Source organism: Nocardioides pymetrozini, from assembly GCF_046058985.1.
In the GTDB taxonomy this organism is placed as follows: Bacteria; Actinomycetota; Actinomycetes; order Propionibacteriales; family Nocardioidaceae; genus Nocardioides.
Genome location: NZ_CP175556.1, coordinates 2,337,118 through 2,362,011, shown reverse-complemented (window position 1 = coordinate 2,362,011; position 24,894 = coordinate 2,337,118). Strand labels below are relative to the sequence as shown.

Here is a 24,894-nt window from a genome sequence, read left to right as displayed (position 1 = left end):
CGCCCCATGTGGTTCCGCGCTCCCGTCCGTGAGCTGACCGGCAAACAGGTCCTGGTCACCGGCGCCGCCAGCGGCATCGGCCGCGCCGTCGCCGAGCAGGCCGCCGACCGCGGTGCCGTGCTCCACCTGACCGACGTCCAGCCCGAGGCGCTCGCCGCCGTCGCCGACGCGATCCGGGCGCGTGGCGGAACGGTCGCCACGGCCGAGGTGGCCGACGTGTCCGACCACGCACAGGTTCGCCGGCTCGCCGCCCTGGTCACCGAGCGGTCCGGGGCGATGGACGTGGTCCTCAACGTCGCCGGCATCGCGATCTGGGGCACGGTGCGCAGCCTCGAGCCCGAGCACTGGCAGCGCCTGGTCGACGTCAACCTGATGGGGCCGATCCACGTCATCGAGGAGTTCCTGCCCCCGATGATCGACGCCGGGCGCGGCGGCCAGCTGGTCAACGTCTCCTCGGCGGCGGGGATCATCGCGATGCCGTGGCATGCCGCCTACAGCGCGACCAAGTTCGGCCTGCGCGGGGTGTCGGAGGTGCTGCGCTACGACCTGCGCAAGCACCGCATCGGCGTCAGCCTGGTCTGCCCCGGCGGCGTCGACACGGGCCTGGTCGAGACCATCCGGATCGCGGGCATCGACCAGCAGAGCCGGGCGTTCGTCCGCGCTCGCCGGCACTTCCAGAGGCGGGCGGTCTCCCCGGAGCGCGCCGCGGAGGCCATCTGGGCGGGGGCGCTGCGCAACCGCTACTGGGTCTACACCTCGGCCGACATCCGGCTCGCGCACTGGCTGCAGCGGTACTTCCCACCCGGCTACGCCCTCGCGATGCGGGCCTTCAACTACGGCGCCAACCGGGTCCTCCCGGCCGTCGAGCAGGCACGGCGGACCTCATGAGCGGTCCCGCGGCGCGGATCGCCCCCGGCGGGTGGCGTGAGGTCGGCCCGCTCGTCGCGCTGTTCGCACGGGCCGCCGGCCGCGTCCAGGGAACCGAGCCCCCGGCGGTCTTCCTCACCCTCGGCCGGCACCGCCGGCTGTTCTGGGGCTGGCTGCACTTCGCCGGCCGTCTGATGCCCGGCGGACGGCTCTCGCGACGCGAGTCGGAGCTGGTCATCGTCCGGGTCGCGGGCCGCCGGGGGTCGGCCTACGAGCTGGCCCAGCACCGGCGGCTGGCCCGGCGTGCCGGCCTCTCGGCCGCCGAGCTCGCAGCGGTCGAGGACGGCGGCACCGCCGACACCCTCACCGTCCGCGAGCGTCTGCTGTTGCGTGCCACGGACGCGCTGCTCGCCGAGCAGGACATCGCGGACCCGCTGTGGGCCGAGCTGGGCGAGCGCTTCGACGACCGCGAGCGGATCGAGATCCTCATGCTCGTCGGGCACTACGCCATGCTCGCCACCGCCCTCCACGTCCTGCGCGTGCCGCCCGACCGGCCCTCGCGGACCTGACTGTCCGTGGCCGCCCGTACGCTGGCAGCATGCGTCCGGTCACCGATCTCGAGCGTCGCGTCGCGCCCTTCCACGTCCAGTCCGACTACACCCCGTCCGGGGACCAGCCGGCGGCGATCGCGGAGATCACCAAGCGGCTCAACGACGGCGTCCAGGACGTCGTGCTGCTCGGTGCCACCGGCACGGGCAAGACCGCGACCGTGGCCTGGGTCGCCGAGCAGGTGCAGCGCCCCATGCTCGTCCTGCAGCCCAACAAGACGCTCGCCGCGCAGTTCGCCAACGAGCTGAGGCAGCTCTTCCCCGACAACGCGGTCGAGTACTTCGTCTCCTACTACGACTACTACCAGCCCGAGGCGTACGTCCCCCAGACCGACACCTACATCGAGAAGGACTCCTCGATCAACGAGGAGGTGGAGCGGCTGCGGCACTCCGCGACCAACAGCCTGCTCACCCGCCGCGACGTCATCGTGGTGTCGACGGTGTCCTGCATCTACGGTCTCGGCACCCCGCAGGAGTACGTCGACCGGATGGTCCGCCTGCGCGTCGGCGAGGAGCACGACCGCGACTCGGTGCTGCGCCGGCTGGTCGAGATCCAGTACACCCGCAACGACCTCGCCTTCACCCGCGGCACCTTCCGCGTGCGCGGCGACACCCTCGAGATCTTCCCGGTCTACGAGGAGCTCGCGGTGCGGATCGAGTTCTTCGGCGACGAGATCGAGCGGCTGATGACCCTCCACCCCGTCACCGGCGAGGTGCTCACCGAGGACGAGGAGCTCTACGTCTTCCCGGCCAGCCACTACATCGCGGGGCCGGAGCGGATGGAGCGCGCCATCCGCGGCATCGAGGCCGAGCTGGCCGAGCAGCTGGCTCTCTTCGAGCGGCAGGGCAAGATGCTCGAGGCCCAGCGGCTGCGGATGCGCACGACGTACGACATCGAGATGATGCGCCAGGTCGGCTCGTGCTCCGGCATCGAGAACTACTCGATGCACATGGACGGCCGCAGCCGTGGCAGCGCGCCGAACACCCTGCTCGACTACTTCCCCGAGGACTTCGTGCTCGTCGTCGACGAGTCGCACGTCGCGGTCCCTCAGATCGGCGGCATGTACGAGGGCGACATGTCGCGCAAGCGCAACCTCGTCGAGCACGGCTTCCGCCTGCCGAGCGCGATGGACAACCGCCCGCTGCGCTGGGAGGAGTTCCTCGAGCGGATCGGGCAGACCGTCTACCTCTCGGCGACCCCGGGGGACTACGAGCTCGACAAGGTGCAGGGAGACGTGGTCGAGCAGATCATCCGCCCGACCGGGCTCGTCGACCCGCAGGTCGTCGTCAAGCCGACGAAGGGCCAGATCGACGACCTGATCCACGAGATCCGCCTGCGCGCCGAGAAGGAGGAGCGCGTCCTGGTCACCACGCTGACCAAGAAGATGTCCGAGGACCTCACCGACTACCTCCTCGACGCCGGCATCCGCACCCGCTACCTCCACTCGGAGGTCGACACGCTCAAGCGGATCGAGCTGCTGCGCGACCTGCGCCTGGGCCTGTACGACGTCCTCGTCGGCATCAACCTGCTTCGCGAGGGCCTCGACCTCCCCGAGGTGTCGCTGGTCGCGATCCTCGACGCCGACAAGGAGGGCTTCCTGCGCTCGGACAAGTCGCTGATCCAGACGATCGGCCGCGCGGCCCGCAACGTCTCCGGCGAGGTGCACATGTACGCCGACCGCATCACCCCCTCGATGGAGTCGGCCATCGAGGAGACCAACCGTCGTCGGGCCCGGCAGGTGGCCTACAACGAGGCACACGGCATCGACCCGCAGCCGCTGCGCAAGAAGATCGCCGACATCACCGAGATGCTCGCGCGCGAGGACGAGACGACCCAGGAGCTGCTCCAGACCTGGGCCGACGTCGGGCAGAAGGGCCGCGCCGGGGGAGTCAAGCCGAAGAAGTCGCCGACGCCGCAGCTGCGCACCACCGACATCGGTGGCCACGCCGCCGAGCTGGCCGGCCTGCCGAGCTCCGACCTCGCCCAGCTGATCCAGGACCTCACCGACCAGATGAAGGCGGCGGCCGCGGAGCTGCAGTTCGAGCTGGCGGCCCGGCTGCGCGACGAGATCGGTGAGCTGAAGAAGGAGCTGCGCCAGATGATGGAAGCGACGAAGTGAGGACGAGCGCGGGAGCGCCGGCGACGACGCGCGGGCTCAGCCGCGGCGGGCGCTGAGCCCGACGAGGCGGGCGACCACCAGCGCGACGTAGAAGACCCCGGCGATCTGCTCGACCATGACCAGCGAGCGGGCGTGGTTGACCACCGGGTAGACGTCCGAGAGGCCCACGCTCGTGAGCGTGGTGAAGGACAGGTAGAGCAGCTCGAACCAGTCCAGCGGGACCTCGCCGTCGGGGCTGTTGAAGCCGACGAACGACCCGGGCCAGAGCACCTGCGCGCCGGCGTACAGGTAGGCGAAGCCCCACGCCACGACCGTGAAGGCGGCGCCGGTCGCGAACAGCTCGTCGACGGTGACCTGGTCGTCGTGGAACAGGTACCGGATCATCGCGTAGGAGACGAAGAAGTAGAACGGGACGTGGAACGCCGCGGATGCGAGCACGATCCAGTCCACGTCCGGCTGCACGGCCTCGAGCACGGCGAGGACCAGTGCGGGGGCGCCGAGCAGGAGGACCACCCAGCGCAGGGTGGTGGTCCGGCGCACCGCCCACACGGCGGTCAGCACCACGACCATCTGGAAGACACCGACGACCGCGCGTCCGGCGGCGGAGCCGGCGAGGGCCGGATGGGCCAGGACGACCACGAGCTGAGCGGCCAGCAGCACCGCGGAGGGGTGGCGGCCGAGGATCTCGAGGGGCCGGGACGGCCGCGACGCGGTGGGCTGCACGGGCCGATCCTAGGATCCGCCGGCGTGACCTCGGCCACGGCGGGTCCGTTGAGCAGGCGAGGGAGAGAAAAAGACCACCGTGCGGACCTGTCGCCTTGGTCACAACGAGAACGTGTTCTACTATCGCCGGGGTCCCGGGTTCCGAGCCCGGTGACGAACCGTGGGGAGAGGAGTCGGGGCGTGGCGTTCAATGCCATGGCGGCCGTACGCGGCCCCGGCGAGATCGCGCTGATGGTGGTCGAGGTGACCAAGCGCATCTTCACCCGGCCCTTCCAGCTCCGGGAGTTCCTGGAGCAGGCCTGGTTCGTCACCAGCGTGACGCTGATGCCGACGATCATGGTGTCGATCCCGTTCGGCGCGGTCATCTCGCTCCAGGTCGGCAACCTGACCGGCCAGCTCGGCGCCCAGTCGTTCGCCGGCGCCACCGCGGTGCTGGCCACGGTGCGGGAGGCCGCTCCGATGGCCGCGGCGATGATCATCGCCGGCGCCGCGGGGTCCGCGATCTGCTCCGACCTCGGGGCGCGGAAGATCCGCGAGGAGATCGACGCCATGGAGGTCCTCGGCATCGACCCCCTCGAGCGCCTGGTGGCGCCCCGCGTGGTCGCCACCATGTTCGTCGCGTTCATGATCAACGGCATCGTGATCGGCACCGGCATCGGCGGCGGCTACTTCTTCACCGTCATCGTCCAGGGGGGATCCGCGGGCGCCTTCCTGTCGTCCTTCACGGCCCTGGCCTCGCTGCCCGACCTCTACATCGCGATGGTGAAGGCGATCGTCTTCGGCTGGCTGGCCGCGATCATCGGCGCCTACAAGGGGCTGAACGCGGGAGGCGGGCCGAGCGGCGTGGGGCGCGCGGTCAACGAGTCGGTGATCATCGCCTTCATGGCGCTGTTCTTCCTCAACGCCGTGATCACCGCCATCTACTTCCAGGTCGCTCCGCCGGTGGGGTTGTGATGGCGGCGGCAGGGGAGTTCTTCGGCGATGCGGTCAAGAGCGGCCGCTCCGGCCTCGAGGGGTACGGCGACCAGCTGCTGTTCTACGCCAAGGCGCTCGCCTGGGTGCCGCGCGCGATCAAGCGCTACCCGCGAGAGATCACCAACACGCTCGCCGAGGTGGCCTTCGGCGCCGGTGGCCTGAGCCTCATCGCCGGCTCGGTGGGCGTCATCGCCTTCATGGCCTTCTTCGCCGGCACGGAGGTCGGCATCCAGGGCTACGCCTCCCTCAGCCAGATCGGCGTGGCGAAGTTCAGCGCCTTCATCTCGGCGTACTTCAACACGCGTGAGGTGGCCCCGCTGGTGTCGTCGATCGCGCTCGCGGCGACGGTGGGCTGCGGCTACACCGCACGCCTGGGCGCGATGCGGATCTCCGAGGAGATCGACGCCCTCGAGGTGATGGGCATCCCGTCGCTGCCGTTCCTCGTGACCACCCGCATGGTCGCGGCCTTCGTCGCGGTCATCCCGCTCTACATCGTCGCCCTGTTCGCGTCGTACCTGTCCCCGCGGCTGATCGTCACCCTGATCTACGGCCAGTCCGCCGGCACCTACGACCACTACTTCCTGCAGTTCCTGCCGCCCATCGACATGGTCTGGTCCTTCTTCAAGCTCCTCTTCCTCGCGGTCGCGGTCATCCTGATCCACTGCTACTACGGCTACACGGCGTCGGGCGGCCCCGCCGGCGTGGGTCGAGCGGTCGGCAAGGCGATCCGGACCAGCATCGTGACGATCGTCGTGGCCGACTTCTTCCTGAGCTTCGCGATCTGGGGATCGACGACCACCGTCAGGATCACGGGGTGAGCCGCCGATGCTGGTGAACATCCATCACGACAGCGCCCGCGAGCACAACCGGCTCCTCGTCGCGGGCGTGGGCTTCCTGACCGCGATCGCGCTGCTGATCTGGCTGTCCATCGCGATCTACAACAAGACCTTCGACGACTCGACGACGGTCACCGTGAAGGCGGACCGCGCCGGCCTCCAGCTGGCGAAGTTCGGCGACGTGCGGGTCAACGGCGTCCTCGTCGGGCGGGTCGACAAGATCGACCAGGACGGCGAGCAGGCCGAGATCACCCTCGCCCTCGACCCGGAGGCGGCCGAGCGGATCCCCGCGAACGTCGGCGTCCGGATCCTCCCCACCACGCTCTTCGGGCAGAAGTTCGTCGCCCTCGTGCGCCCCGAGAGCGCCGCGGGGACCTTGAAGGACGGCGACGTGATCCCGTCGGACCGGGTCGAGACGAACGTCGAGCTGAGCCAGGTCCTCGCCGACCTGTTCCCGCTGCTGCGAGCGGTCCGGCCCGCGGACCTCAACGCGACCCTGCACGCCCTGGCGACCGCGCTCGACGGACGGGGCGAGCAGCTCGGCGCCACGATGGACCAGCTCGGCGACTACCTCGGCGCCATCGACGACCACCTGCCCACCCTGCGCAAGGACCTGGTCGCTCTCGCCGACGTCGCCGACGCCTACGACGTCGCCGCGCCCGACCTGCTCGACGTCCTCGACAACGTCACGGTCACGAGCAAGACCGTCACCGAGAAGGCCGCCGAGCTCGACGTCTTCTTCTCCGACCTCACGGGCCTGGCCGACACCGCGACGCGGTTCCTGGCCGACAACGAGCAGAACCTGATCCGGATGGGCCAGGTCACGGCGCCGGTCCTCGACCTGCTGGCCGAGTACTCGCCGGAGTTCCCCTGCCTGATCCGGGGCGCCGCCAACTACGCGCCGATCCTGTCCAAGACCTTCGAGGGCAACGTGGTCAAGCAGTACATCGAGTTCTTCCAGCCCCAGTTCCGTCCCTACGACGAGCGCGACCTGCCGACGTACGGCGAGGTCGGCCACGGGCCCTGGTGCGCGGGACTCCCGGAGTTCACCGTGCCCGCGCCCAAGCGGCCCCTGGACCAGGGGTCCGACATCGACGAGAAGGGCGGCTTCTCCCCGCTGCCGCTGCAGGGACTGCTCGGCCGGCCCGCGTCGATCGACAGCGGGTACGCCGGCAGCGCGGCCGAGCAGCGCGTCGTCAACGCGATGCTCGCCGGCGAGAGCGGCGTCGAGGACCCGGACCGCTACGGCGCCCTCGGCTCCCTGCTCTACGGCCCGGTCGTGCGCGAGGGGAGGGCGCGCGGATGAGCCGGCGGAACCAGCGCAACGCGGTCACCCGGGCCGCGGCGTTCAAGTTGGGCGTGTTCACCCTCGTCTCGGTCTTCGTCACCGGGCTGCTCGCCGTGATCATGGGCAACATCGGCTTCGGGGACCGCAACGAGTTCCAGGCGGTCTTCACCAACGCCACCATGCTCGGCAAGGGCGACGACGTCCGGGTCGCAGGCGTCAACGTCGGCGAGGTGAAGAAGGTCGAGCACTACCGGCGCTCGCAGGCGCTGGTGACCTTCAAGGTGGACGCGGGCGTGAAGCTGACGACGGCGTCGCGTGCGGAGATCCGCTTCCTCAACCTGGTCGGTGACCGCTACATGACCCTGCTCGAGGGCACCGGCGCCGAGGACGCGAAGGTCCTCGCCGACGGGGCACGGATCCCCGTCGAGCGCACCAAGCCCGCACTCGACCTGACCGTGCTCTTCGACGGCTTCAAGCCGCTGTTCGCGGCACTGACCCCCGACCAGGTCAACGAGCTGAGCATGAACCTCGTGCAGGTGCTCCAGGGCGAGGGCGGCACGGTGCGCAGCCTGCTCGACCACACCGCCTCGCTGACCACGACGCTGGCCGACCGCGACCAGCTGATCGGCGACGTCGTCACCAACCTCACCCAGACCCTCAAGACGGTCGACGACCGCCACGCACAGCTCAGCAGCCTGATCGTCGAGCTCAAGGACTGGATGACCGACCTGGCGAAGGACCGCGACACGATCGGCTCCTCCCTGGACAACATCTCCGAGCTCACCATCGCCGTCGCCGACCTGCTGCGCCGCGGACGCCCCCTGCTCAAGGAGGACATCGCGGCGCTGCGTGAGCTGTCCAAGCTGCTGAACAAGAAGGAGAACCGCGCCAACCTGGCCGAGCTCCTCGACCGGATGCCCGAGACGATGACCGACCAGGTCCGCACCGGCACCTACGGCTCCTGGTACCAGTACTACGTCTGCGGGGTCGCCGCCCGGATCCGGCTGCCGCTCATCGCCGACCTGCCCATCCTCAAGGAGATCCAGGACTACATCGGGAAGTTCTCCTTCAAGTCCAAGGCGCCGAGGTGTCAGGACAGATGAATCACCCCGCAACCAAGGCTCGCGACGCCCGTGTCCTCCGTCTCGGCGTCATCACCCTCGTGATGATGGCCGTGGTCTCCGCGGCCACCTTCAATCTCGGCAAGTTCCCCGGCTTCCGCGGGACGACCTACTACGCCGAGTTCAGCGACGCCAGCGGCATCCACAAGGGCAACATCGTCCAGGTCGGCGGCATCCGCGCCGGCCGGGTCACCGCGGTCACGCTCGACGGCGACCGGGTCAAGGTGAGGTTCGAGATCGACGGCGACGTCGAGTTCGGCAAGGAGAGCAGCGCCTCGATCGAGGTGCTCAACCTGCTGGGCGAGAAGTTCCTCGACCTCCAGCCCAGCGGCAAGGGCCAGCTGGCCGAAGGCGGCACGATCCCCGTCGAGCGCACCGAGTCGGCCTACGACATCGTCGGCGTCTTCGGCGACCTCACCACGACGACCGAGGAGATCGACACCGACCAGCTCGCCCTCGCGCTCGACACGGTCGCCGACACCCTCGACGCGTCCGCACCGGAGATCCAGGCGTCGTTCGACGGGATCGCGCGGCTCTCGCAGAGCATCGCCTCGCGCGACGCGGAGATCCAGACCCTCTTCGAGAGCTCGAAGGAGGTCAGCAAGGTCCTCGCCGACCGCAGCGACGACATCGTCAAGCTGATGGAGAGCAGCGACCTGGTCTTCCAGGAGCTGACCAAGCGCAAGGAGGCGGTCCACGCGCTCCTCGTCAACGCACGGACGCTGGCCAAGGAGCTGCGCGGCGTGGTGGCGGACAACGAGGCCCAGATCGGGCCGGCGCTGCGGGAGGTCGACGGCCTGGTGTCCTTCCTCGTCTCCAAGAAGGACAAGCTCAAGGCGACCCTCGCCGCGCTCGGTCCCTATGTGTCCATCCTCAGCAACATCATCGGTACCGGCCCCTGGTTCGACGCGTACGCCGCCAACCTGCTGGCCCTGCCCACCGGTGAGTTCGTTCCCGGGTTCGACGGGTGATCGCGATGGTGTCCACCGTGCTCAAGCGCATCGACCGCCGGGTGCTGGTCGTCGTCGGCGTCGTGCTGCTGCTCGCCGTCGTGCTCAACCTGGTCCGCTCACCCGCAGAGACCAAGACGGTCACCGCCCACTTCCCGCGCGCGGTCAGCGTCTACGAGGGCACCGACGTGCGGATCCTCGGCGTCAACGTCGGCAAGGTGACGGCCGTCATCCCGGAGGGCAACTCGGTGCGCGTCGAGATGGAGTACGACGCGTCGTACAAGGTCCCGGCGAAGGCGCAGGCGGTCATCGTGACCCCGACCCTCGTGGCCGACCGGTTCGTCCAGCTCACGCCGGTGTTCCGCGGCGGCGACGTGCTGGCCGACGGCGCGGACATCGCGCTGCCGGAGACCGCCGTGCCGGTGGAGCTGGACCGGATCTACGGCAGCCTCCAGGCGCTGACCCGCGCGCTCGGACCCAACGGCGTCAACGCCGACGGGACGCTCGACAACCTGCTCCAGGCCGGCACCAAGGCGTTCGGCGGCCAGGGTGCCCGGGGCAACCAGATGATCCGCGACCTCGCGAAGGCCGCCGAGACCTTCGGCGACGGGGCGGGGCCGCTCTTCGAGACGGTCACCCAGCTCGCGAAGTTCACCTCCACCCTCGCCGAGAACGACACGCTGGTGCGCGCGTTCATGCAGGACCTCACCGGGGTCTCGGCGATGCTGGCGGAGGAGAGCGACGAGCTGCAGCGGGCCGTGGCCGCCGTCGCGAAGGCCGTCGGCAGCGTGAAGGGCTTCGTCCGCGACAACCGCGACGCCCTCGTCGCCGACGTCCGCAAGCTCACCGAGGTGATGACCACCATCGCCTCGGAGCGGGAGAACATCGAGACGGCCGTGCGGGTCGCCCCGGTCGCGATGGGCAACCTGGCCATGGGCTTCGACCACGTCAGCGGGAGCCAGAACTCCCGGATGGCGATCGGCGGTCTGGTCTGGGACGTCGACGGAGTCGTGTGCGCGTTCATCCAGCAGCACCCGTCGATGCCGCCCGCGCTCAAGGACACCGCCTGCTCCCTGGTCGAGAAGCTGATCGAGCCGATCCTCACCAAGCTCCCGTGGCTCCCGCCGGAGTACAAGAGCTACCTGCCGCGCCAGGCGGCCGCCAAGGACGGCGTCCGGGTGCCCGACGTGGCGGAGGTGTCGTACTCGACCGGCGCGGACGCCTCGGTCCAGACCCTGCTCGGAGGTGGCTCGTGACCAGCGCCGCTCGTTCCCGCCCGCGGACCTCTCCCTGGCGCAAGGCGCTCGCGCTCCTGCTCGGCACGGCGCTGCTCACCGGCTGCAGCAGCTTCGACGGCGCCTACGACCTGCCCCTGCCGGGGCACCCGGTCGACGCGGACGAGGCGTTCGAGGTGACGGCGTACTTCAGGGACGTCCTCAACGTGGTGCCGCGCTCGCCGGTGATGGTCGACGACGTCGTCGTGGGCGAGGTCACCGAGGTCGAGCGGGCGGGGTGGAACGCGAAGGTGACGCTGCGGCTGCGCGACGACGTCGCGCTGCCCGACAACGCGATCGCCGACATCCGGCAGGTGTCGCTGCTGGGCGAGAAGTACGTCGCGCTCGAGGCCCCGCAGCAGGAGGCGCCGTCCGGTCGGCTGGGCCAGGGCGACGAGATCGCCCTCCCGATGACCGGGCGCAACCCGGAGGTCGAGGAGGTCCTCGGGGCCCTGTCCTTCCTGCTCAGCGGGGGAGGCGTCGCCCAGCTGGGCACCATCACCCGGGAGGCCAACCTGGTGATGGCCGGTCGCGAGGACCGGCTGCGCAGCCTGCTGTCCTCGCTCGACGCGGTCGTGGGAACCATCGACCAGCAGAAGCTCGACATCATCTCCGCGCTGGAGTCGCTCAACAACCTCACCTCCACGCTGAACGCCGAGAGGAAGACCATCGGCGACGCCCTCGACGCGGTCGGGCCCGCCATCGACGTGCTCGCCGCCCAGCACGACGAGCTGATAGCGATGCTGGGCTCGCTCGACCGCCTCGGCGAGGTCGGCACCCGGGTCATCAACGCGAGCAAGGAGGACGTGCTGAGCATGCTGGAGGACCTCAGCCCGATCCTGCGCCGGCTCACCGAGGCCGACGAGCAGCTGGCGCCCGGCCTGAACCTCCTGGTGAGCTTCCCGTTCCCGCAGGCGGCCAACAACATCGTGCAGGGCGACTACGCCGACACGATCATCCGCGCCGACCTCGACTTCGCCAACCTCTACAAGACCCTGGGGCTGCCGGAGATCCAGCTGCCCGACCTCGGCGAGGTGCTCAACCAGGTGAGCCAGTGTCTCAAGAGCGGCAGCCTCACCAGCGCGGCCTGCCTCAAGGTGCTCAGCGACGTCAACCTGCTCGCGGACCTGCAGGCCAAGTGCCAGGACCCGCAGATCAAGAACAGCCCCGTGTGCAAGCTGCTCACCTCGCTGCCGAACCTCGACCTCGGCGGGCTCCTCGGCGGCGCCAACGGGCTGCTTGGTCCCGACGGCCCGCTCGGCGGCCTGCTCAAGGGACTCACCGGCGCCCAGCCCTCGGCGCATCGCACGTCCACCGAGGGCCTTCTGGGCGGGGGCGCGGCATGAGCAGGGGTGTGCGGATCCGCCTGATGGCGTTCGTCGCGCTCAGCGCCGTCGGCATCACCTACATCGCCGCGAGCTACCTGGGCGTCGTCGACCGCGTCACCGGGCGCAACATCACCGTGACGGCGAGCCTGCCCGGCTCCGGGGGCCTCTTCGAGGGCAGCGAGGTCACCTACCGCGGCGTCAAGATCGGCCGGGTCGCGAAGATGGACACCACCGAGGACGGCGTCGACCTGACCTTGGACCTCGAGGAGGACACCCGGCTGCCGCTCGACTCGCAGATGTTCGTGCACAACCTCTCGGCGGTGGGCGAGCAGTACCTGGACTTCCAGCCCGCCGACGTCGACGGGCCCTACGCCGAGGACGGCGCCCGGTTCACCGCCGGCGCGGACGCGCTTCCGGTCGACGAGGGGGACCTGCTCGTCGACCTCAACCGCTTCGTCGGCTCCGTCGACAAGGAGAACCTCGAGCAGGTCGTCGAGGAGCTCGGGCTGATGTTCACCGACACCGGCGCCGACCTGCAGAAGCTCCTCGACGGCGGCTCGGCCTTCATCGCCGAGGCCAGCGCGCACACCGACGAGACGATCCAGCTGCTCGACAGCGGGCTCGCGGTGCTGCAGACCCAGCAGGGACAGAAGGAGAACATCCGGCGCTTCGCCGCGGACCTCAACACCCTCACCACGGCCCTGCGGGGCAGCGACGGCGACCTGCGCGCCGTGCTGACCGCCACGCCCGGGGCGGCGCGCGCGCTGACCCGGCTGCTCGAGGAGCTCGAGCCGACGATCCCCGTCCTGCTGGGCGACCTGATCACCGTCGACCAGGTCCTGGTCAGCGAGCTCGACGGCATCGAGCAGCTGCTGGTCACCTACCCGGCGCTCATCGCGGGCGGCCCGACCGGCAGCACCGCGGACGGCTGGGGTCACGTGAACCTGCAGTTCGACTACAGCGTGCCGCCGTGCACCCAGGGCTACGTCCCGCCCTCGGAGTGGCGCTCGACCCAGGATCTCACCGACGCGCCGGCCGCCGACGTGAGCTGCACGGCGGGACCGCCGTACGTCATGAGGGGCAGCAAGTACGCGCCGGGCAACCGGAAGAACCGCGCCTCGCCCGGACGCGTCTACAGTGGCACCTACGACCCGTCCACCGGCCAGGTGCCGGGGCTGGTCGACACCGAGGGGAGTCCGGTCCAGCTGCGGCAGCCGGAGGACCTGTCCGTCCTGGGAGGGGATGCGTGGAAGTGGCTCTTGGTCGGTCCGGTGGCGAGCAAGTGACCCCGAGCCAGCCGGCGGCGCAGGACAGGAGCCGCGTCCGCCTCAACATCGCCCTCTACGCGGCCACGGTCGTGTGCGGGTGCGTGGCGCTGCTGCTGCTCTACCTCCACGTCAGCACCTCGGACAACGAGGTCAACGGCACCGACGTGGTCCCGGGCGCCGGCCAGGACGTCGGCCGCGGCCTGGTCGAGGCCGTCCCGCTCGCGAGCGACGCGGAGCAGAAGCGAACGGCCGAGCAGCTCGAGGCCGCGACCAAGATGGTCACGGCCTTCGTGAACTTCGACTTCGAGGAGCCCGCGCGCACGATCGAGGCGGTCAAGTCGATGTCCACGGGGACCTTCCTCGAGCAGTACAGCAAGGGCGCGAAGGACCTGGAGAAGCTCGCCACCGAGGCACAGTCGGACATGGACGCCGAGGTGGTCTGGGCAGGTCTGGTCGCCGGTGACGAGGACACGGCGACGGCCATCGTCGCCACCAGCGGCACCGTGCGGAACAAGACCACCGACTTCCAGCCGGAGGCCCGCAACTACCGCATCCAGCTCGAGCTGGTGCTGGAGGACGGTCGCTGGCTGACCAAGGACCTCCAGTACGTCGCGCTCGGCTGACGACGCGCAGAACGAGGACGAGATGAGCCGCCCCACCCCCCGCAAGCCCGCCAGCTCCCGTGGGCAGACCCCGCGGCCGCGCCGGATCGCCGGCCAGGCCGCCCGCCCGGCCGGCGACGAGCGGCCCGACGAGCAGCCCGACGAGCCGTTCGACGAGCCGGTGGACGACCCGCTGGACGAGCCGGTACAGGACGACGCCGCGGAGGAGGACCGTCCCGGCCTGCTGGCCCGGCCGCGGACCACCCGGGTGCTGATCGCCGTGCTCGCCCTGGTCACGATCGCGCTCGTGGCCGAGTTCGTCCTCCTCGCGGTCGACCGCTTCGGCGACGACGAGGACCCGGTTCCGCCGGCCGAGGGGAGCAGCAGCCTGACCGTGCCCCGGGGGCGACCGGTCGTGGCGCCCGCGCTCCAGTGGCGCGACGGCGTCGAGGCCGCGGCCAAGGCGGCGCAGGAGCTCGTCTCCGTCGACTACGCGAAGTACGACGAGGAGGTGGCCCGCGCCGTCGAGCTGACCACCGAGCGCTACGAGAAGGACTATCTCAAGACGATCGGCGACGTGAAGGAGCAGGGCGTCGCCCAGAAGCTCGTCGTCAAGGCGAGCGTCGTGGCCCAGGGCGTGGTGCGGGCGAACCGCACCCGGCTGGAGGCGCTGGTCTTCCTCAACCAGGTCGTCGAGCGGGAGCGCGACGGCGAGAAGGAGACCGTCGTGACGCCGTACCGGGTGCTGGTCACGATGGTCCACACCGACCACGGCTGGCTCGTCGACCGGCTCGACACCGACGACCCGTCGGCCTCCGTCCAGAAGGACGAGGCAGAGCAAGACAAGACGAACTAGAACACGTTACAGTTCTGTCGTGGCCACCCCGGAGGAGAGCATCGTGGACTGCGACCTCGCCGTGGTCGGTGCCGGACCGACCGGTCTGTTCGCCACCTACTACGCCGGCTTCCGGGGGATGCGCGTGGCGCTGGTCGACTCCCTGCCGGAGCTCGGCGGCCAGATCACCGCGATGTACCCGGAGAAGGCCATCCTGGATGTCGCCGGCTTCCCGAGCGTCAAGGGCCGCGAGCTCGTCGAGGGGCTGGTCGCCCAGGCGATGAGCGCCAAGCCGGAGCTGCTGCTCGGTCGCACGGCGACCGACCTGGCGACCGACGACGACGGCCTGACCCTCCGCCTGGACGACGGCAGCGAGGTCCGCGCCAAGGCGCTGGTCGTCACGGCCGGGATCGGCACCTTCAGCCCGCGCCCGCTGCCGGCCGCCGAGGGTTGGATCGGCCGCGGCGTGGAGTTCTTCGTCCCTGCGTTCGAGCCCTATCGCGACCGGGACGTGGTCATCGTCGGCGGGGGCGACAGCGCCTTCGACTGGGCGATCCATCTCGAGCCGATCGCGCGCTCGGTCACGCTGGTGCACCGCCGCGACGCCTTCCGCGCGCACCAGCGCACGGTCGAGCAGGTGCGCTCCTCCTCGGCGCGGATCGTGACGCGTGCGGAGGTAGCCGCGCTGCGCGACGCCGACGGCGGCACGGCCGGCCCGCTCGCCGAGGTCGAGCTGAGCGTCGACGGCGTGACCCAGGTGCTGCCCGCACAGGCCGTGGTGGCGGCGCTGGGCTTCATCGCCGACCTCGGCCCGCTCCAGCGGTGGGGACTGGAGACGCACCGTCGCCATGTCGTCGTCGACGCGTCGATGCGCACCTCGCTGCCGCGGGTCTTCGCCGCGGGCGACATCACCGAGTACGCCGGGAAGGTGCGCCTGATCGCTGTCGGCTTCGGCGAGGCCGCGACGGCCGTCAACAACGCGGCCGTGGTCATCGACCCGTCCGCCCACGTGTTCCCCGGTCACTCCTCGGAAGGAAGCTGAGCACAGATGAGCACGGGACGAGACCAGGTCAAGCTGACTCCCGCGGAGGTGCAGGGCCTGCTCGAGGAGAACCTCAAGGTGCAGGTCGCGGCCAACGGGCGCGACGGCTTCCCGCACCTCACCACCCTCTTCTACGTGGTGCAGGAGGCGAAGATCGCCTTCTGGACCTACGGCCGCAGCCAGAAGGTCCTCAACCTCGAGCGCGACGACCGGGTGACCGCGCTCGTCGAGGACGGCACCGACTACTTCGAGCTGCGGGGCGTCTCGATCGAGGGGCGCGCCGAGATCGTCCGCGACCCCGACCGGATCTTCGAGATCGGCTCGGCCGTCGCGACCCGCATGGTCGGCGCCGACTCGTTCGAGTCGCTCGGGGAGATCGGCATGCAGGCCGTGCAGAAGCAGGCGACCAAGCGGGTGGGCGTCATCATCCATCCCGACCGCGTCGCGTCCTGGGACCACCGGAAGATGACCTGACCAGATTCGATAGGGGCAATGCAGCGATGAAGATCAAGGTCGACTTCGACCTGTGCGAGTCCAACGGCCTGTGCGAGGCCATGGCTCCGGAGGTGTTCGAGCTGGACGACGACGACTTCCTCCAGCTCGCCACCGAGCACACCACCGACGAGAACATCGACGACGTCAAGCGCGCCGTCGCGGCCTGCCCGCGCGCTGCCATCACCCTCGTGGAGGACGACGCATGAGCAGCGGCACCAGCCTCGACGGCAAGGTCGCCGTCGTCACCGGGGCGGGCGCCGGGCTCGGCCGCGCCGAGGCACTCGCCCTGGCCCGCGCGGGGGCCCGGGTCGTGGTCAACGACCTTCCCGGCGCCGGCGACGAGGCCGCGGAGGAGATCCGCGCCCTCGGCGGGGAGGCGGTCGTCGTCCCGGGCGACGTCAGCGAGCGCGCCACGGCCGACGCCATGGTGGCCGCGGCCGTCGACCGGCTCGGCGGCCTCGACATCGTCGTGAACAACGCCGGCATGACCCGCGACCGGATGCTCTTCAACCTCGCGGACGAGGAGTGGGACGCGGTCATCGCGGTCCACCTACGCGGGCACTTCCTGCTCTCGCGCAACGCTGCGGCGTACTGGCGCGGCAAGGCGAAGGAGAGCGAGAGCGGCACGGTCTACGGCAGCATCGTCAACACCGCGTCCGAGGCGTTCCTCGGCGGCTCGCCGGGCCAGGCCAACTACGCGGCGGCCAAGGCCGGGATCGCCGCGCTGACCCTGTCCACCGCCCGCGGGCTGGCGAAGATCGGGGTGCGCGCCAACGCGATCTGCCCGCGCGCCCGCACCGCGATGACGGCCCAGGTGTTCGGGGAGGACCAGTCCGGCAAGGCGGTCGACCCCTACTCGCCCGAGCACGTCGCACCGCTGGTGGCCTATCTCGCCTCGCCCGCCGCGGAGCGGATCACCGGGCAGGTCATGGTCGTGTACGGCGGCATGGTCGCCGTCGTGGCCGCGCCGGTCGTCGCGGAGCGCTTCGACGCCTCCGGCGACCTGTGGACCGCCGAGGACCTCGACAAGCAGCTCGGCGGCTTCTTCGCCGGACGCGACCCCCACGACGGCTTCGCGGCCGACTCGATCATGAAGCTGACGGTGTGACCATGAGTGGAGCCGAGGGACGCCTCACGGGCAAGATCGCGATCGTCACCGGCGGTGCGATGGGCCAAGGCGCCGAGATCGCCCGCGCCTACGTGGCCGAGGGGGCGAGCGTCGTCATCGCCGACGTCGCCAAGGAGCAGGGGCAGGCGCTGGCCGACGAGCTCGGCCGGGGCAGCGGTGCCGGCCGGGTCCACTTCGCGCACCACGACGTGAGCGACGCCGCCTCGTGGGCGTCGCTGGTCGAGGACACCGCCGGCCGGTTCGGCCCGGTGAGCGTGCTGGCCAACAACGCCGGCATCCTGCGCTTCGGCGACATCGAGCGGATGCCCGCCGACGAGGTCGAGCTGCTCTGGCGCGTCAACCAGCTGGGCTGCTTCCTCGGCATGCAGGCGGTCAGCCGCACCATGCGCAAGGCGGGTGGTGGCTCGATCATCAACGCCTCGTCCGTCGAGGGTCTGGCCGGCATGCCGTCCTGCACCGCCTATGCCGCCACGAAGTGGGCGATCCGGGGCATGACGAAGTGCGCCGCGATGGAGCTCGGCCCGCGGGGGATCCGAGTGAACTCGGTGCACCCCGGCATGATCGACACCCCCATGACACGGGTGCACGGCGGCGACGCCGCGATGGAGTACGGCGCCAGCAAGGTGCCGCTGCGTCGTGTCGGCACCCCCGAGGACATCGCGCCGGTCTACGTCTTCCTCGCCAGCGACGAGTCGTCGTACATCAACGGCGCCGAGATCGCCGTCGACGGCGGCGTGACCAGCACGCACGCCTTCGGTGCCTGAGTCAGTCGCGGAGGATCAGGTGGACGGCCGTCTCCATGTGCGCCGCGGTCTCCGCGGCCGTGGAGCGGCCGGTCACCCACGACACGAGGGCGGAGAGCCACACGTCGCCGATGACGCGCGCGATGGCGACGTCCTCCTCGGTGAGCGTGCCCTCGTCGGGGACGCCGCCGTGCATCGCATGGGTTACGATCGAGGTCATCGCCATGCCGACGACGTGGATCTCGTTGGTCACGCTGCTGTCGGCGAACATGAACGCCCGGGTCAGGGCCTCGGTGAGCTTGGGGTCGCCCTGCATGCCGCGGGCCATCCGCTTGAGGACGTACAGCACGCGCTCGGCCTGGGTGTCGCCCGGGATCTCGCGCTCGTTCAGCCGGGCGGCCGCCTCGTCGAACTGGCGGCCGAGCGCCGAGACGAGCAGGTGGATCTTGGAGGGGAAGTAGCGGTACAGGGTCCCCAGCGCGACGTCGGCCTGCTCGGCCACCGCACGCATCTGCACCGCGTCGAAGCCTCCCGAGCGGGCCAGCTCGTAGGTCGCGTCGAGGATTCGCTTGCGGCGCTCCCGCTGTGCGGCCGATCCGAGATCGTCGGACGTGGACGGGTTCGCGATGGTCACGGATTGTCCCCCTGGATTGCTGTGACGAGGCGGGCTGTTGTGGACCCAGTCGATAGGCTACCGGCAGGTAGCGCATAATTTGGAACACGTTCCACTACGTTTTTGTTTCGGTCATGCTCCCCGGGAGCTCGAAATGGGGAGAGGTACCTGATGCGAATCGCGATGCTGTCCTATCGCAGCAAGCCGCACGTCGGTGGGCAGGGGATCTACATCCGCCGGCTCACCCGCGAGCTGGTGGCGCTCGGCCACTCGGTCGAGGTGTTCTCCGGCCAGCCCTATCCCGACCTCGACGAGGGCGTGGGGCTCACCAAGGTGCCGAGCCTGGACCTCTACCGACCCGGTGACGAGTTCCGCAACCCGCGACCGAGCGAGTTCCGGGACCTGGTCGACGTCGAGGAGTGGCTGACCATGCGCAGCGGGGCGTTCCCCGAGCCGCTCACCTTCAGCAAGCGCGTCGTGAAGCAGCTCCGGGCGCGTCGCGACGAGTTCGACGTCGTCCTCGACAACCAGACGCTGGCCACCCCGCTGCTCGCCGTCGAGGACCGCGCGGGCATCGGCCTGCCGCTGGTGGCGACGATCCACCATCCGATCACGATGGACCGTCGCATCGAGCTGGCCTCCGCCGTGTGGGCCAAGCGCAAGCACGGCGCCCGCTGGCGGCTCGAGCTGCCGAAGATCGGCGTCTGGCGCTGGTACTCCTTCCTCGGCCAGCAGAAGCGCACGGCGCCTCGGCTGCGCCGGGTGATCGTGCCGTCGGAGTCGTCGAAGCGCGACGTCGTACGCGAGTTCAAGGTCGACCCGGCGCGCATCGAGACGATCCTGCTGGGCGTCGACGACCGGTTCGCGCCGCCCACCGAGCCGCGCGTTCCCGGCCGCATCCTCGCCATGGCCAGCGCCGACGCGCCCCTCAAGGGCATCTCGGTGCTCCTCGAGGCCTTCGCCAAGCTGGTCACCGAGCGCGAGCTGGAGCTCGTCCTGGTCACCAAGCCCAAGGAGGGCGGGGTCACCGAGAAGCTGATCGAGAGGCTGGGCATCGCCGAGCACGTCTCGTTCGCCAACGGGCTCACCGACGACGAGCTGGTCGCACTGATGGGCTCCGCGGAGGTCGCCTGCGTGCCCTCGCTCTACGAGGGGTTCTCCCTGCCGACCGCGGAGCTGATGGCGTGCGAGACGCCGCTGGTGGTCTCGCGGGCCGGAGCCATCCCGGAGGTCGTCGGTCCCGACGGTCTGTGCGCCGACGTGGTGGAGCCGGGCGACGTGGGAGCCCTGACGACCGCCCTCGCGGGCCTGCTCGACGACCCCGGTCGTCGCGCCACGATGGGGGCCGCGGGCCGCCGCAGGGTCAAGGAGCTGTTCAGCTGGAGCGCTGTCGCGGCGAGCACCGCGGCCGTGCTCGAGAACGTGATCGCCGAGTACGAGGCCGAGGAGAACTGAGATGCTGACCGTTGACTTCGACCGACTGGGCCTGAAGCCCGGAGACCGCGTCCTCGACATGGGCGCCGGGGCGGGGCGCCACAGCTTCGAGATGTACCGCCGCGGGGCGGACGTGATCGCCTTCGACCTCGATGCCGAGGAACTGGAGAACGTCCGCAACCTCTTCGTCGCGATGAAGGAGGCCGGCGAGGTCCCCGCGGGCGCCGAGGCCGACGTCAAGCAGGGCGACGCGCTCGCGCTGCCGTTCGCCGACGGCGAGTTCGACCGCATCGTGTGCTCGGAGGTGCTCGAGCACATCCACGACGACGTCGCGGCGATCCGCGAGCTGATCCGCGTGCTGCGCCCCGGTGGGACCCTCGCGGTGACCGTGCCGCGCTGGCTCCCCGAGGTGGTCAACTGGCGGCTCTCCGCCGACTACCACAACGCCGAGGGTGGCCACATCCGCATCTACACCGACCTGGAGCTCATCGACAAGGTCACCAAGGGCGGACGGTTCAACGACGGCACGCCGGGCGCGGCGATGGTTTTCGAGGGCAAGAGCCACACCCACGGCCTGCACACCCCCTACTGGTGGATCAAGTGCGCCGTCGGCGTCGAGAACGACGGCCACCCGCTCGCGAAGGCCTATCACCGGCTGCTGGTCTGGGAGATCATGAAGCAGCCCGCGGCGCTGCGGCTCGCGGGCAAGGTGCTGGACCCGCTCATCGGCAAGAGCATGGTGCTCTACTTCCGGAAGCCGGAGGCGGCGTGAGCGAGGTGCCGCTGAGCCGGCTGCCGTACGTCGACGGGGTGCTGAGCGCGCAGCAGGTCGCGGACACCGCGGCGGCCATCGCGGCCATGCAGGAGCCGTGCGGCGCCGTACCGTGGACCACCGGCGAGCACGTCGACATCTGGAACCACGTCGAGGCGGCCATGGCGATGCTCGTCGGCGGCCAGGTCGAGGCTGCCGAGCGCGCCTATGCCTGGATCCCCACGATGCAGCGCTCCGATGGCTCGTGGCCGATGAAGATCGTCGACGGCGCCGTCGAGGACGAGCGCGGCGAGGTCAACATGTCGGCGTACTTCGCCGTGGGCCTGTGGCACCACTGGCTGGTGCGTCGCGACATCCGGTTCGTCGAGCGCTACTGGCCCTCGGTGCGCGCCGGCCTGGACTTCGTGGTCTCCCTGCAGGAGCCCTTCGGCGGCATCCGCTGGACTCCGGAGGACGACTTCTGCCTGCTCACCGGCAACTCGAGCATCTACCACTCGCTCCGGGCGGGGGTGGCCCTCGCGGACCTGATGGACGACCCGCAGCCCGAGTGGGAGCTCGTGGGCGGGCGCCTCGGCCACGCGGTGCGGGCACACGCCGACCGCTTCGCGGACAAGTCGACCTACTCCATGGACTGGTACTACCCGGTGCTGGGCGGCCCGGTGCGCGGCGACGCCGCACGCCGGCTGCTGGACCGGCGCTGGGAGGACTTCGTGGTCCCGGGCCTCGGGATCCGCTGCGTCGACACCAACCCCTGGGTGACCGGGGCCGAGACCTGCGAGCTGGTCATGGCGCTCGACGTGCTGGGCGACCCGGCGTCGAGCAAGCAGGCGCTGGCGCTGCTGAGCGACGTGCAGCACCTGCGGGAGGACGACGGGCGCTACTGGACCGGCTGGGTCTACGCCGACCCGGCCCATCCTGCGCCCCCCGACGAGCCCCGCGACGTGCACTGGCCGCACGAGCACACGACGTACACCGCCGCCGCGGTGGTGCTCGCCGTCGACGCGCTGGGGGAGACCTACGGACACGCGACACCGGGCTCCGGGATCATGCGGGGCACCTCGCTGGCGCCCCACTTCGACGAGATCGCGCTGGAGTGCGCGTGCCCCTCAGGCGACCGGGTCGCCGGCCGCGCCTGAGGTCCGGCGCAGCACCCGCAGCGAGCCGACCGCGGTCACCTCGGTGAAGGCGCCGCCGGCGAGGGCGGGCAGGTAGATCTGCTCGTAGGGCGGCCGGCCGCCGTCGGCGGGATCGGGGAAGACGTCGTGGATGGCGAGATAGCCGTCGGCCTCGACCCAGTGCGCCCAGCCTCGGAAGTCGGCCCGCGCCGGCTCCTCGCCGTGCCCGCCGTCGATGAACAGCAGCGAGAGCGGCGTGCGCCAGTGCGCAGCGACGGTCGTCGACTGGCCGACGACCGCGACCACGTGGTCCTCCAGGCCCGCGCGCGCGATGTTCCTGCGGAACTGGCCCAGGGTGTCCATCAGGCCGAGCTCGGGGTCGACGACGCTGGCGTCGTGGTGCTCCCAGCCGGCCTGGTTCTCCTCGGACCCGCGGTGGTGGTCGACGGTGAAGACCACCGCCGTGGTCCCCGAGGCCCGGGTGACCTGCTGCGCCGCCGCGCCGAGATAGATCCCGGACTTGCCGCAGTAGGTGCCGACCTCCAGCGCCGGGCCGTGCGGAAGCCGCTCGAGTGCGATCCGGTGGAGCAGGGCTCCCTCGTCCTCGGGCATGAAGCCCTTGGCGCGACGGGCGTGGTCCAGGAGCTCGGACGGCATGGTGTCGGGCATCCGGACACTCTAGTAGAGTTAGAACACGTTCTAGTTGGAGGAGCATCATGTCGATCGGGATCACCGACGAGCAGGTCGAGCTCGCCGACAGCCTGCGCAAGTGGGCGGCCAGCCTGTCGCCGCTGGCGGCCGTCCGCGCGGCGGAGGGGGACCCGGTCGCCTCCTTCGCGGACGTGCGCGCCGCCGCGGAGGAGATGGGCGTCGCGGCGATCGCCGTACCGGAGTCGGCCGGCGGCGGGGGAGGGACGGTCCTCGACCAGGCGGTCGCCCTCGAGGCCTGCGCCCACGAGCTCGTGCCCGGCGGGCTCCTGGGCGCCGCGATCGGTGGCGCCCTGACCGGCAGGCCCGGCTGGTACGGCGTGCAGGTGCGACCCGGCGGCGTGGTCTGGGACGGCGGCGCGGCCACCGAGCACCTGCTGCTGGCGGGTGGCACGGTGACGCCCGAGGTCGGGGTCGACCTCAGCGCCCGGCACGGGCGCGTCACGGACGACGACGCCAGGGACGCGGCGACGGGGGAGCCGGGTCGGCGCCTGCTGGCGCTCACGCTCGCCGCGGCCGAGGCGGCCGGCGTCACGCGCTGGTGCCTGGAGACGGCCGTCGACTACGCGAAGGTGCGCGAGCAGTTCGGGCAGCGGATCGGCTCCTTCCAGGCGGTCAAGCACCTGTGCGCCGAGATGTTGGAGACGGCGGAGGCGGTCACGGCCGCGGCCTGGGACGCGGCCGCCGCGGCGGACGCGGACGACACCGAGCAGTGGGCCTTCTCCGCAGAGGTCGCCCATGTCGTCTGCTTCGACGGAGCGGTCGAGGTCGCCAAGGCCTGCATCCAGGTGCTCGGCGGGATCGGCTTCACCTATGAGCACGACGCCCACCTCTACCTGCGCCGGGCCCTGGCCCTGCGCGCGCTGGCAGGACCGGCGTCCGCCGCGGCCGAGCGGGTCACCGCCGCCGCAGTGAGCGGCGTACGACGCCGGGTCGAGGTGGACCTGGAGGGTCGCGACGAGGCGATCCGCCCCGAGGCGCGGACGATCGCCGAACGGATCGCGGCCCTGCCGCCGGGCGAGCAGCGCGCGGCGCTGGTCGACGCCGGCTACCTGACGCCGCACTGGCCCGCCCCGTACGGCCTCGGGGCCGACCCCACGACGCAGATCGTCATCGACCAGGAGCTCGCCAGGGCAGGGGTGGCCCGGCCCGATCTGGTCATCGCCGGCTGGGCGGTGCCGACGATCCTGGCCCACGGCACCGACGCGCAGCGGGAGCGCTTCGTGCGTCCGTCACTGCTCGGCGAGCTCACCTGGTGCCAGCTGTTCTCCGAGCCCGGATCCGGCTCCGACCTCGCCTCGCTGCGCACCCGCGCCGAGCGCGTCGACGGCGGCTGGTCGCTGTCCGGGCAGAAGGTGTGGACGTCGGTCGCCGAGCGTGCCGACTGGGGGATCTGCCTGGCGCGCACCGACCCCGACGCCCCCCAGCACAAGGGGATCACCTACTTCCTCGTCGACATGCGCTCGGCAGGCATCGAGGTCCGGCCGCTGCGGGAGATCACCGGCGAGGCGCTGTTCAACGAGGTCTTCCTCGACGAGGTCTTCGTCCCGGACGACTGCGTCGTCGCCGAGCCGGGCGACGGCTGGCGGCTGGCGCGGACCACCCTGGCCAACGAGCGCGTCGCCATGGCGAGCGCCCGGCTGACCAAGAGCGTCGAGCGTGCCGTCGAGCTGGCCGCGACCGGGGAGCTCGGGCCGGTCGAGCGGGTCGAGGTGGGCCGCCAGGTCGCGCTGGCCACCGTGTGCGCCCTGCTGGGCGTCCGGACGACCCTGCGCGCGCTCGGCGGGCACGGTCCCGGGGCGGAGTCGAGCGTCGCGAAGCTGCTGGGGGTCCGCAGCCGGCAGGACTCCTCCGAGCTGGTGGTCCGGCTGCAGGGCGACGCCCTCGCCGTGGTCGGCCCGATCGGCAAGGAGTCCGGTGCGCCCCTGGCCGCCGACCTCTGGGAGCAGCTCAACACGCGCTGCCTCTCGATCGCCGGCGGCACCACGCAGATCCTGCGCAATGTCGCCGGCGAGCGGATCCTCGGCCTGCCGAGGTAGCCCTCAGCC

Annotated in this window: 25 protein-coding genes; 22 read left to right on the top strand and 3 right to left on the bottom strand. The window is 70.9% G+C overall.

Translation table 11 applies throughout. The features are described 5' to 3' along the window. The first annotated feature begins 6 nt into the window (after positions 1-6). Genes ACJ5H2_RS11585 through uvrB form a run of 3 tightly spaced genes read left to right on the top strand, consistent with a single transcriptional unit; the run spans position 7 to position 3,595 of the window. A complete protein-coding gene (locus ACJ5H2_RS11585) occupies positions 7-888 on the top strand; it encodes an SDR family oxidoreductase (protein ID WP_408895541.1) in 882 nt (293 codons plus the stop codon). Then, a complete protein-coding gene (locus ACJ5H2_RS11580; protein ID WP_408895540.1) occupies positions 885-1,436 on the top strand; it encodes a carboxymuconolactone decarboxylase family protein in 552 nt (183 codons plus the stop codon). Before ACJ5H2_RS11585 ends, ACJ5H2_RS11580 begins: the two co-directional genes overlap by 4 nt. A 29-nt stretch (positions 1,437-1,465) precedes the next feature. Beyond that, positions 1,466-3,595, top strand: a complete 2,130-nt coding sequence (uvrB, locus tag ACJ5H2_RS11575; protein ID WP_408895539.1) for an excinuclease ABC subunit UvrB — start codon at positions 1,466-1,468, stop codon at positions 3,593-3,595. Between the two features lie 36 nt (positions 3,596-3,631). On the opposite strand, the gene ACJ5H2_RS11570 is transcribed toward uvrB, so the two are convergent. Beyond that, positions 3,632-4,318, bottom strand: a complete 687-nt coding sequence (locus tag ACJ5H2_RS11570; RefSeq protein WP_408895538.1) for an ion channel — start codon at positions 4,316-4,318, stop codon at positions 3,632-3,634. A 195-nt stretch (positions 4,319-4,513) separates the two neighbouring features. Here ACJ5H2_RS11570 and ACJ5H2_RS11565 point away from each other — a divergent pair, with 195 nt between their 5' ends. The 15 genes from ACJ5H2_RS11565 to ACJ5H2_RS11495 are packed head-to-tail and all read left to right on the top strand — an operon-like array spanning position 4,514 to position 18,225. Next, positions 4,514-5,272 carry an MlaE family ABC transporter permease gene (locus ACJ5H2_RS11565; protein ID WP_408899628.1) on the top strand — a complete coding sequence of 253 codons (759 nt, stop codon included), beginning with the start codon at positions 4,514-4,516 and terminating at the stop codon, positions 5,270-5,272. Continuing rightward, entirely contained in the window at positions 5,272-6,111 is an 840-nt protein-coding gene (locus tag ACJ5H2_RS11560; protein ID WP_408895537.1) for an MlaE family ABC transporter permease, read from the top strand. Before ACJ5H2_RS11565 ends, ACJ5H2_RS11560 begins: the two co-directional genes overlap by 1 nt. A gap of 7 nt (positions 6,112-6,118) precedes the next feature. Next, positions 6,119-7,435 carry an MCE family protein gene (locus ACJ5H2_RS11555; RefSeq protein WP_408895535.1) on the top strand — a complete coding sequence of 439 codons (1,317 nt, stop codon included), beginning with the start codon at positions 6,119-6,121 and terminating at the stop codon, positions 7,433-7,435. After that, on the top strand, positions 7,432-8,520 hold the full coding sequence (locus ACJ5H2_RS11550; protein ID WP_408895534.1) for an MCE family protein: 1,089 nt from the start codon (positions 7,432-7,434) through the stop codon (positions 8,518-8,520). Before ACJ5H2_RS11555 ends, ACJ5H2_RS11550 begins: the two co-directional genes overlap by 4 nt. Continuing rightward, positions 8,517-9,509, top strand: coding sequence for an MCE family protein (locus ACJ5H2_RS11545; protein ID WP_408895533.1), 993 nt, complete (start codon positions 8,517-8,519; stop codon positions 9,507-9,509). The genes ACJ5H2_RS11550 and ACJ5H2_RS11545 overlap by 4 nt, the downstream gene beginning before the upstream one ends. A 5-nt stretch (positions 9,510-9,514) precedes the next feature. After that, positions 9,515-10,744 carry an MCE family protein gene (locus tag ACJ5H2_RS11540; protein WP_408895532.1) on the top strand — a complete coding sequence of 410 codons (1,230 nt, stop codon included), beginning with the start codon at positions 9,515-9,517 and terminating at the stop codon, positions 10,742-10,744. Continuing rightward, a complete protein-coding gene (locus ACJ5H2_RS11535; protein WP_408895531.1) occupies positions 10,741-12,108 on the top strand; it encodes an MCE family protein in 1,368 nt (455 codons plus the stop codon). Before ACJ5H2_RS11540 ends, ACJ5H2_RS11535 begins: the two co-directional genes overlap by 4 nt. Then, positions 12,105-13,376: an MCE family protein gene (locus ACJ5H2_RS11530; protein WP_408895530.1), complete on the top strand. Its 1,272-nt coding sequence runs from the start codon at positions 12,105-12,107 to the stop codon at positions 13,374-13,376. Before ACJ5H2_RS11535 ends, ACJ5H2_RS11530 begins: the two co-directional genes overlap by 4 nt. Beyond that, complete coding sequence (locus tag ACJ5H2_RS11525; RefSeq protein ID WP_408895529.1) at positions 13,373-13,981, top strand: hypothetical protein; 609 nt, start codon at positions 13,373-13,375, stop codon at positions 13,979-13,981. Before ACJ5H2_RS11530 ends, ACJ5H2_RS11525 begins: the two co-directional genes overlap by 4 nt. A 22-nt stretch (positions 13,982-14,003) precedes the next feature. Then, on the top strand, positions 14,004-14,816 hold the full coding sequence (locus ACJ5H2_RS11520; RefSeq protein WP_408895528.1) for a hypothetical protein: 813 nt from the start codon (positions 14,004-14,006) through the stop codon (positions 14,814-14,816). A 19-nt stretch (positions 14,817-14,835) separates the two neighbouring features. Then, positions 14,836-15,837, top strand: coding sequence for an NAD(P)/FAD-dependent oxidoreductase (locus ACJ5H2_RS11515; RefSeq protein ID WP_408895527.1), 1,002 nt, complete (start codon positions 14,836-14,838; stop codon positions 15,835-15,837). 6 nt (positions 15,838-15,843) lie between these two features. Next, positions 15,844-16,311 (top strand): pyridoxamine 5'-phosphate oxidase family protein, encoded by a 468-nt coding sequence (locus ACJ5H2_RS11510; protein WP_408895526.1) that lies wholly within the window; start codon positions 15,844-15,846, stop codon positions 16,309-16,311. Between the two features lie 26 nt (positions 16,312-16,337). Next, the gene (locus tag ACJ5H2_RS11505; protein ID WP_408895525.1) at positions 16,338-16,538 is read left to right on the top strand and encodes a ferredoxin; all 201 of its coding nucleotides are present in this window, start codon (positions 16,338-16,340) and stop codon (positions 16,536-16,538) included. After that, positions 16,535-17,440: a 3-oxoacyl-ACP reductase gene (locus ACJ5H2_RS11500; protein WP_408895524.1), complete on the top strand. Its 906-nt coding sequence runs from the start codon at positions 16,535-16,537 to the stop codon at positions 17,438-17,440. The genes ACJ5H2_RS11505 and ACJ5H2_RS11500 overlap by 4 nt, the downstream gene beginning before the upstream one ends. Positions 17,441-17,442: 2 nt before the next feature. Next, positions 17,443-18,225: an SDR family NAD(P)-dependent oxidoreductase gene (locus ACJ5H2_RS11495; protein WP_408895523.1), complete on the top strand. Its 783-nt coding sequence runs from the start codon at positions 17,443-17,445 to the stop codon at positions 18,223-18,225. A 1-nt stretch (position 18,226) separates the two neighbouring features. On the opposite strand, the gene ACJ5H2_RS11490 is transcribed toward ACJ5H2_RS11495, so the two are convergent. Beyond that, on the bottom strand, positions 18,227-18,838 hold the full coding sequence (locus ACJ5H2_RS11490) for a TetR family transcriptional regulator (protein WP_408895522.1): 612 nt from the start codon (positions 18,836-18,838) through the stop codon (positions 18,227-18,229). Positions 18,839-18,988: 150 nt separating this feature from the next. Between ACJ5H2_RS11490 and ACJ5H2_RS11485 the strand changes: the two genes are divergently transcribed. From ACJ5H2_RS11485 to ACJ5H2_RS11475, 3 genes are read left to right on the top strand one after another with little or no spacing between them, the layout of a single operon-like run. Further along, entirely contained in the window at positions 18,989-20,272 is a 1,284-nt protein-coding gene (locus tag ACJ5H2_RS11485; RefSeq protein ID WP_408895521.1) for a glycosyltransferase family 4 protein, read from the top strand. Between the two features lies 1 nt (position 20,273). Then, complete coding sequence (locus ACJ5H2_RS11480) at positions 20,274-21,023, top strand: class I SAM-dependent methyltransferase (protein WP_408895520.1); 750 nt, start codon at positions 20,274-20,276, stop codon at positions 21,021-21,023. Continuing rightward, complete coding sequence (locus ACJ5H2_RS11475) at positions 21,020-22,159, top strand: prenyltransferase (protein ID WP_408895518.1); 1,140 nt, start codon at positions 21,020-21,022, stop codon at positions 22,157-22,159. The genes ACJ5H2_RS11480 and ACJ5H2_RS11475 overlap by 4 nt, the downstream gene beginning before the upstream one ends. On the opposite strand, the gene ACJ5H2_RS11470 is transcribed toward ACJ5H2_RS11475, so the two are convergent. Further along, positions 22,130-22,807: a class I SAM-dependent methyltransferase gene (locus ACJ5H2_RS11470; protein WP_408895517.1), complete on the bottom strand. Its 678-nt coding sequence runs from the start codon at positions 22,805-22,807 to the stop codon at positions 22,130-22,132. The genes ACJ5H2_RS11475 and ACJ5H2_RS11470 overlap by 30 nt on opposite strands. Before the next feature lie 47 nt (positions 22,808-22,854). On the opposite strand from ACJ5H2_RS11470, the gene ACJ5H2_RS11465 reads away from it, so the two are divergent. Next, positions 22,855-24,885: an acyl-CoA dehydrogenase family protein gene (locus ACJ5H2_RS11465; protein WP_408895516.1), complete on the top strand. Its 2,031-nt coding sequence runs from the start codon at positions 22,855-22,857 to the stop codon at positions 24,883-24,885. Positions 24,886-24,894: the final 9 nt, after the last annotated feature.

Excerpts from the sequence above, each read along its gene's own strand:
- ACJ5H2_RS11585 (WP_408895541.1), top strand. The coding sequence starts at position 7 with ATGTGGTTCCGCGCTCCCGTCCGTGAGCTGACCGGCAAACAGGTCCTG.
- ACJ5H2_RS11580 (WP_408895540.1), top strand. The coding sequence starts at position 885 with ATGAGCGGTCCCGCGGCGCGGATCGCCCCCGGCGGGTGGCGTGAGGTC.
- uvrB (WP_408895539.1), top strand. The coding sequence starts at position 1,466 with ATGCGTCCGGTCACCGATCTCGAGCGTCGCGTCGCGCCCTTCCACGTC.
- ACJ5H2_RS11565 (WP_408899628.1), top strand. The coding sequence starts at position 4,514 with ATGGCGGCCGTACGCGGCCCCGGCGAGATCGCGCTGATGGTGGTCGAG.
- ACJ5H2_RS11560 (WP_408895537.1), top strand. The coding sequence starts at position 5,272 with ATGGCGGCGGCAGGGGAGTTCTTCGGCGATGCGGTCAAGAGCGGCCGC.
- ACJ5H2_RS11555 (WP_408895535.1), top strand. The coding sequence starts at position 6,119 with ATGCTGGTGAACATCCATCACGACAGCGCCCGCGAGCACAACCGGCTC.
- ACJ5H2_RS11550 (WP_408895534.1), top strand. The coding sequence starts at position 7,432 with ATGAGCCGGCGGAACCAGCGCAACGCGGTCACCCGGGCCGCGGCGTTC.
- ACJ5H2_RS11545 (WP_408895533.1), top strand. The coding sequence starts at position 8,517 with ATGAATCACCCCGCAACCAAGGCTCGCGACGCCCGTGTCCTCCGTCTC.
- ACJ5H2_RS11540 (WP_408895532.1), top strand. The coding sequence starts at position 9,515 with ATGGTGTCCACCGTGCTCAAGCGCATCGACCGCCGGGTGCTGGTCGTC.
- ACJ5H2_RS11530 (WP_408895530.1), top strand. The coding sequence starts at position 12,105 with ATGAGCAGGGGTGTGCGGATCCGCCTGATGGCGTTCGTCGCGCTCAGC.
- ACJ5H2_RS11520 (WP_408895528.1), top strand. The coding sequence starts at position 14,004 with ATGAGCCGCCCCACCCCCCGCAAGCCCGCCAGCTCCCGTGGGCAGACC.
- ACJ5H2_RS11510 (WP_408895526.1), top strand. The coding sequence starts at position 15,844 with ATGAGCACGGGACGAGACCAGGTCAAGCTGACTCCCGCGGAGGTGCAG.
- ACJ5H2_RS11505 (WP_408895525.1), top strand. The coding sequence starts at position 16,338 with ATGAAGATCAAGGTCGACTTCGACCTGTGCGAGTCCAACGGCCTGTGC.
- ACJ5H2_RS11500 (WP_408895524.1), top strand. The coding sequence starts at position 16,535 with ATGAGCAGCGGCACCAGCCTCGACGGCAAGGTCGCCGTCGTCACCGGG.
- ACJ5H2_RS11495 (WP_408895523.1), top strand. The coding sequence starts at position 17,443 with ATGAGTGGAGCCGAGGGACGCCTCACGGGCAAGATCGCGATCGTCACC.
- ACJ5H2_RS11485 (WP_408895521.1), top strand. The coding sequence starts at position 18,989 with ATGCGAATCGCGATGCTGTCCTATCGCAGCAAGCCGCACGTCGGTGGG.
- ACJ5H2_RS11480 (WP_408895520.1), top strand. The coding sequence starts at position 20,274 with ATGCTGACCGTTGACTTCGACCGACTGGGCCTGAAGCCCGGAGACCGC.
- ACJ5H2_RS11470 (WP_408895517.1), bottom strand. The coding sequence starts at position 22,807 with ATGCCCGACACCATGCCGTCCGAGCTCCTGGACCACGCCCGTCGCGCC.
- ACJ5H2_RS11465 (WP_408895516.1), top strand. The coding sequence starts at position 22,855 with ATGTCGATCGGGATCACCGACGAGCAGGTCGAGCTCGCCGACAGCCTG.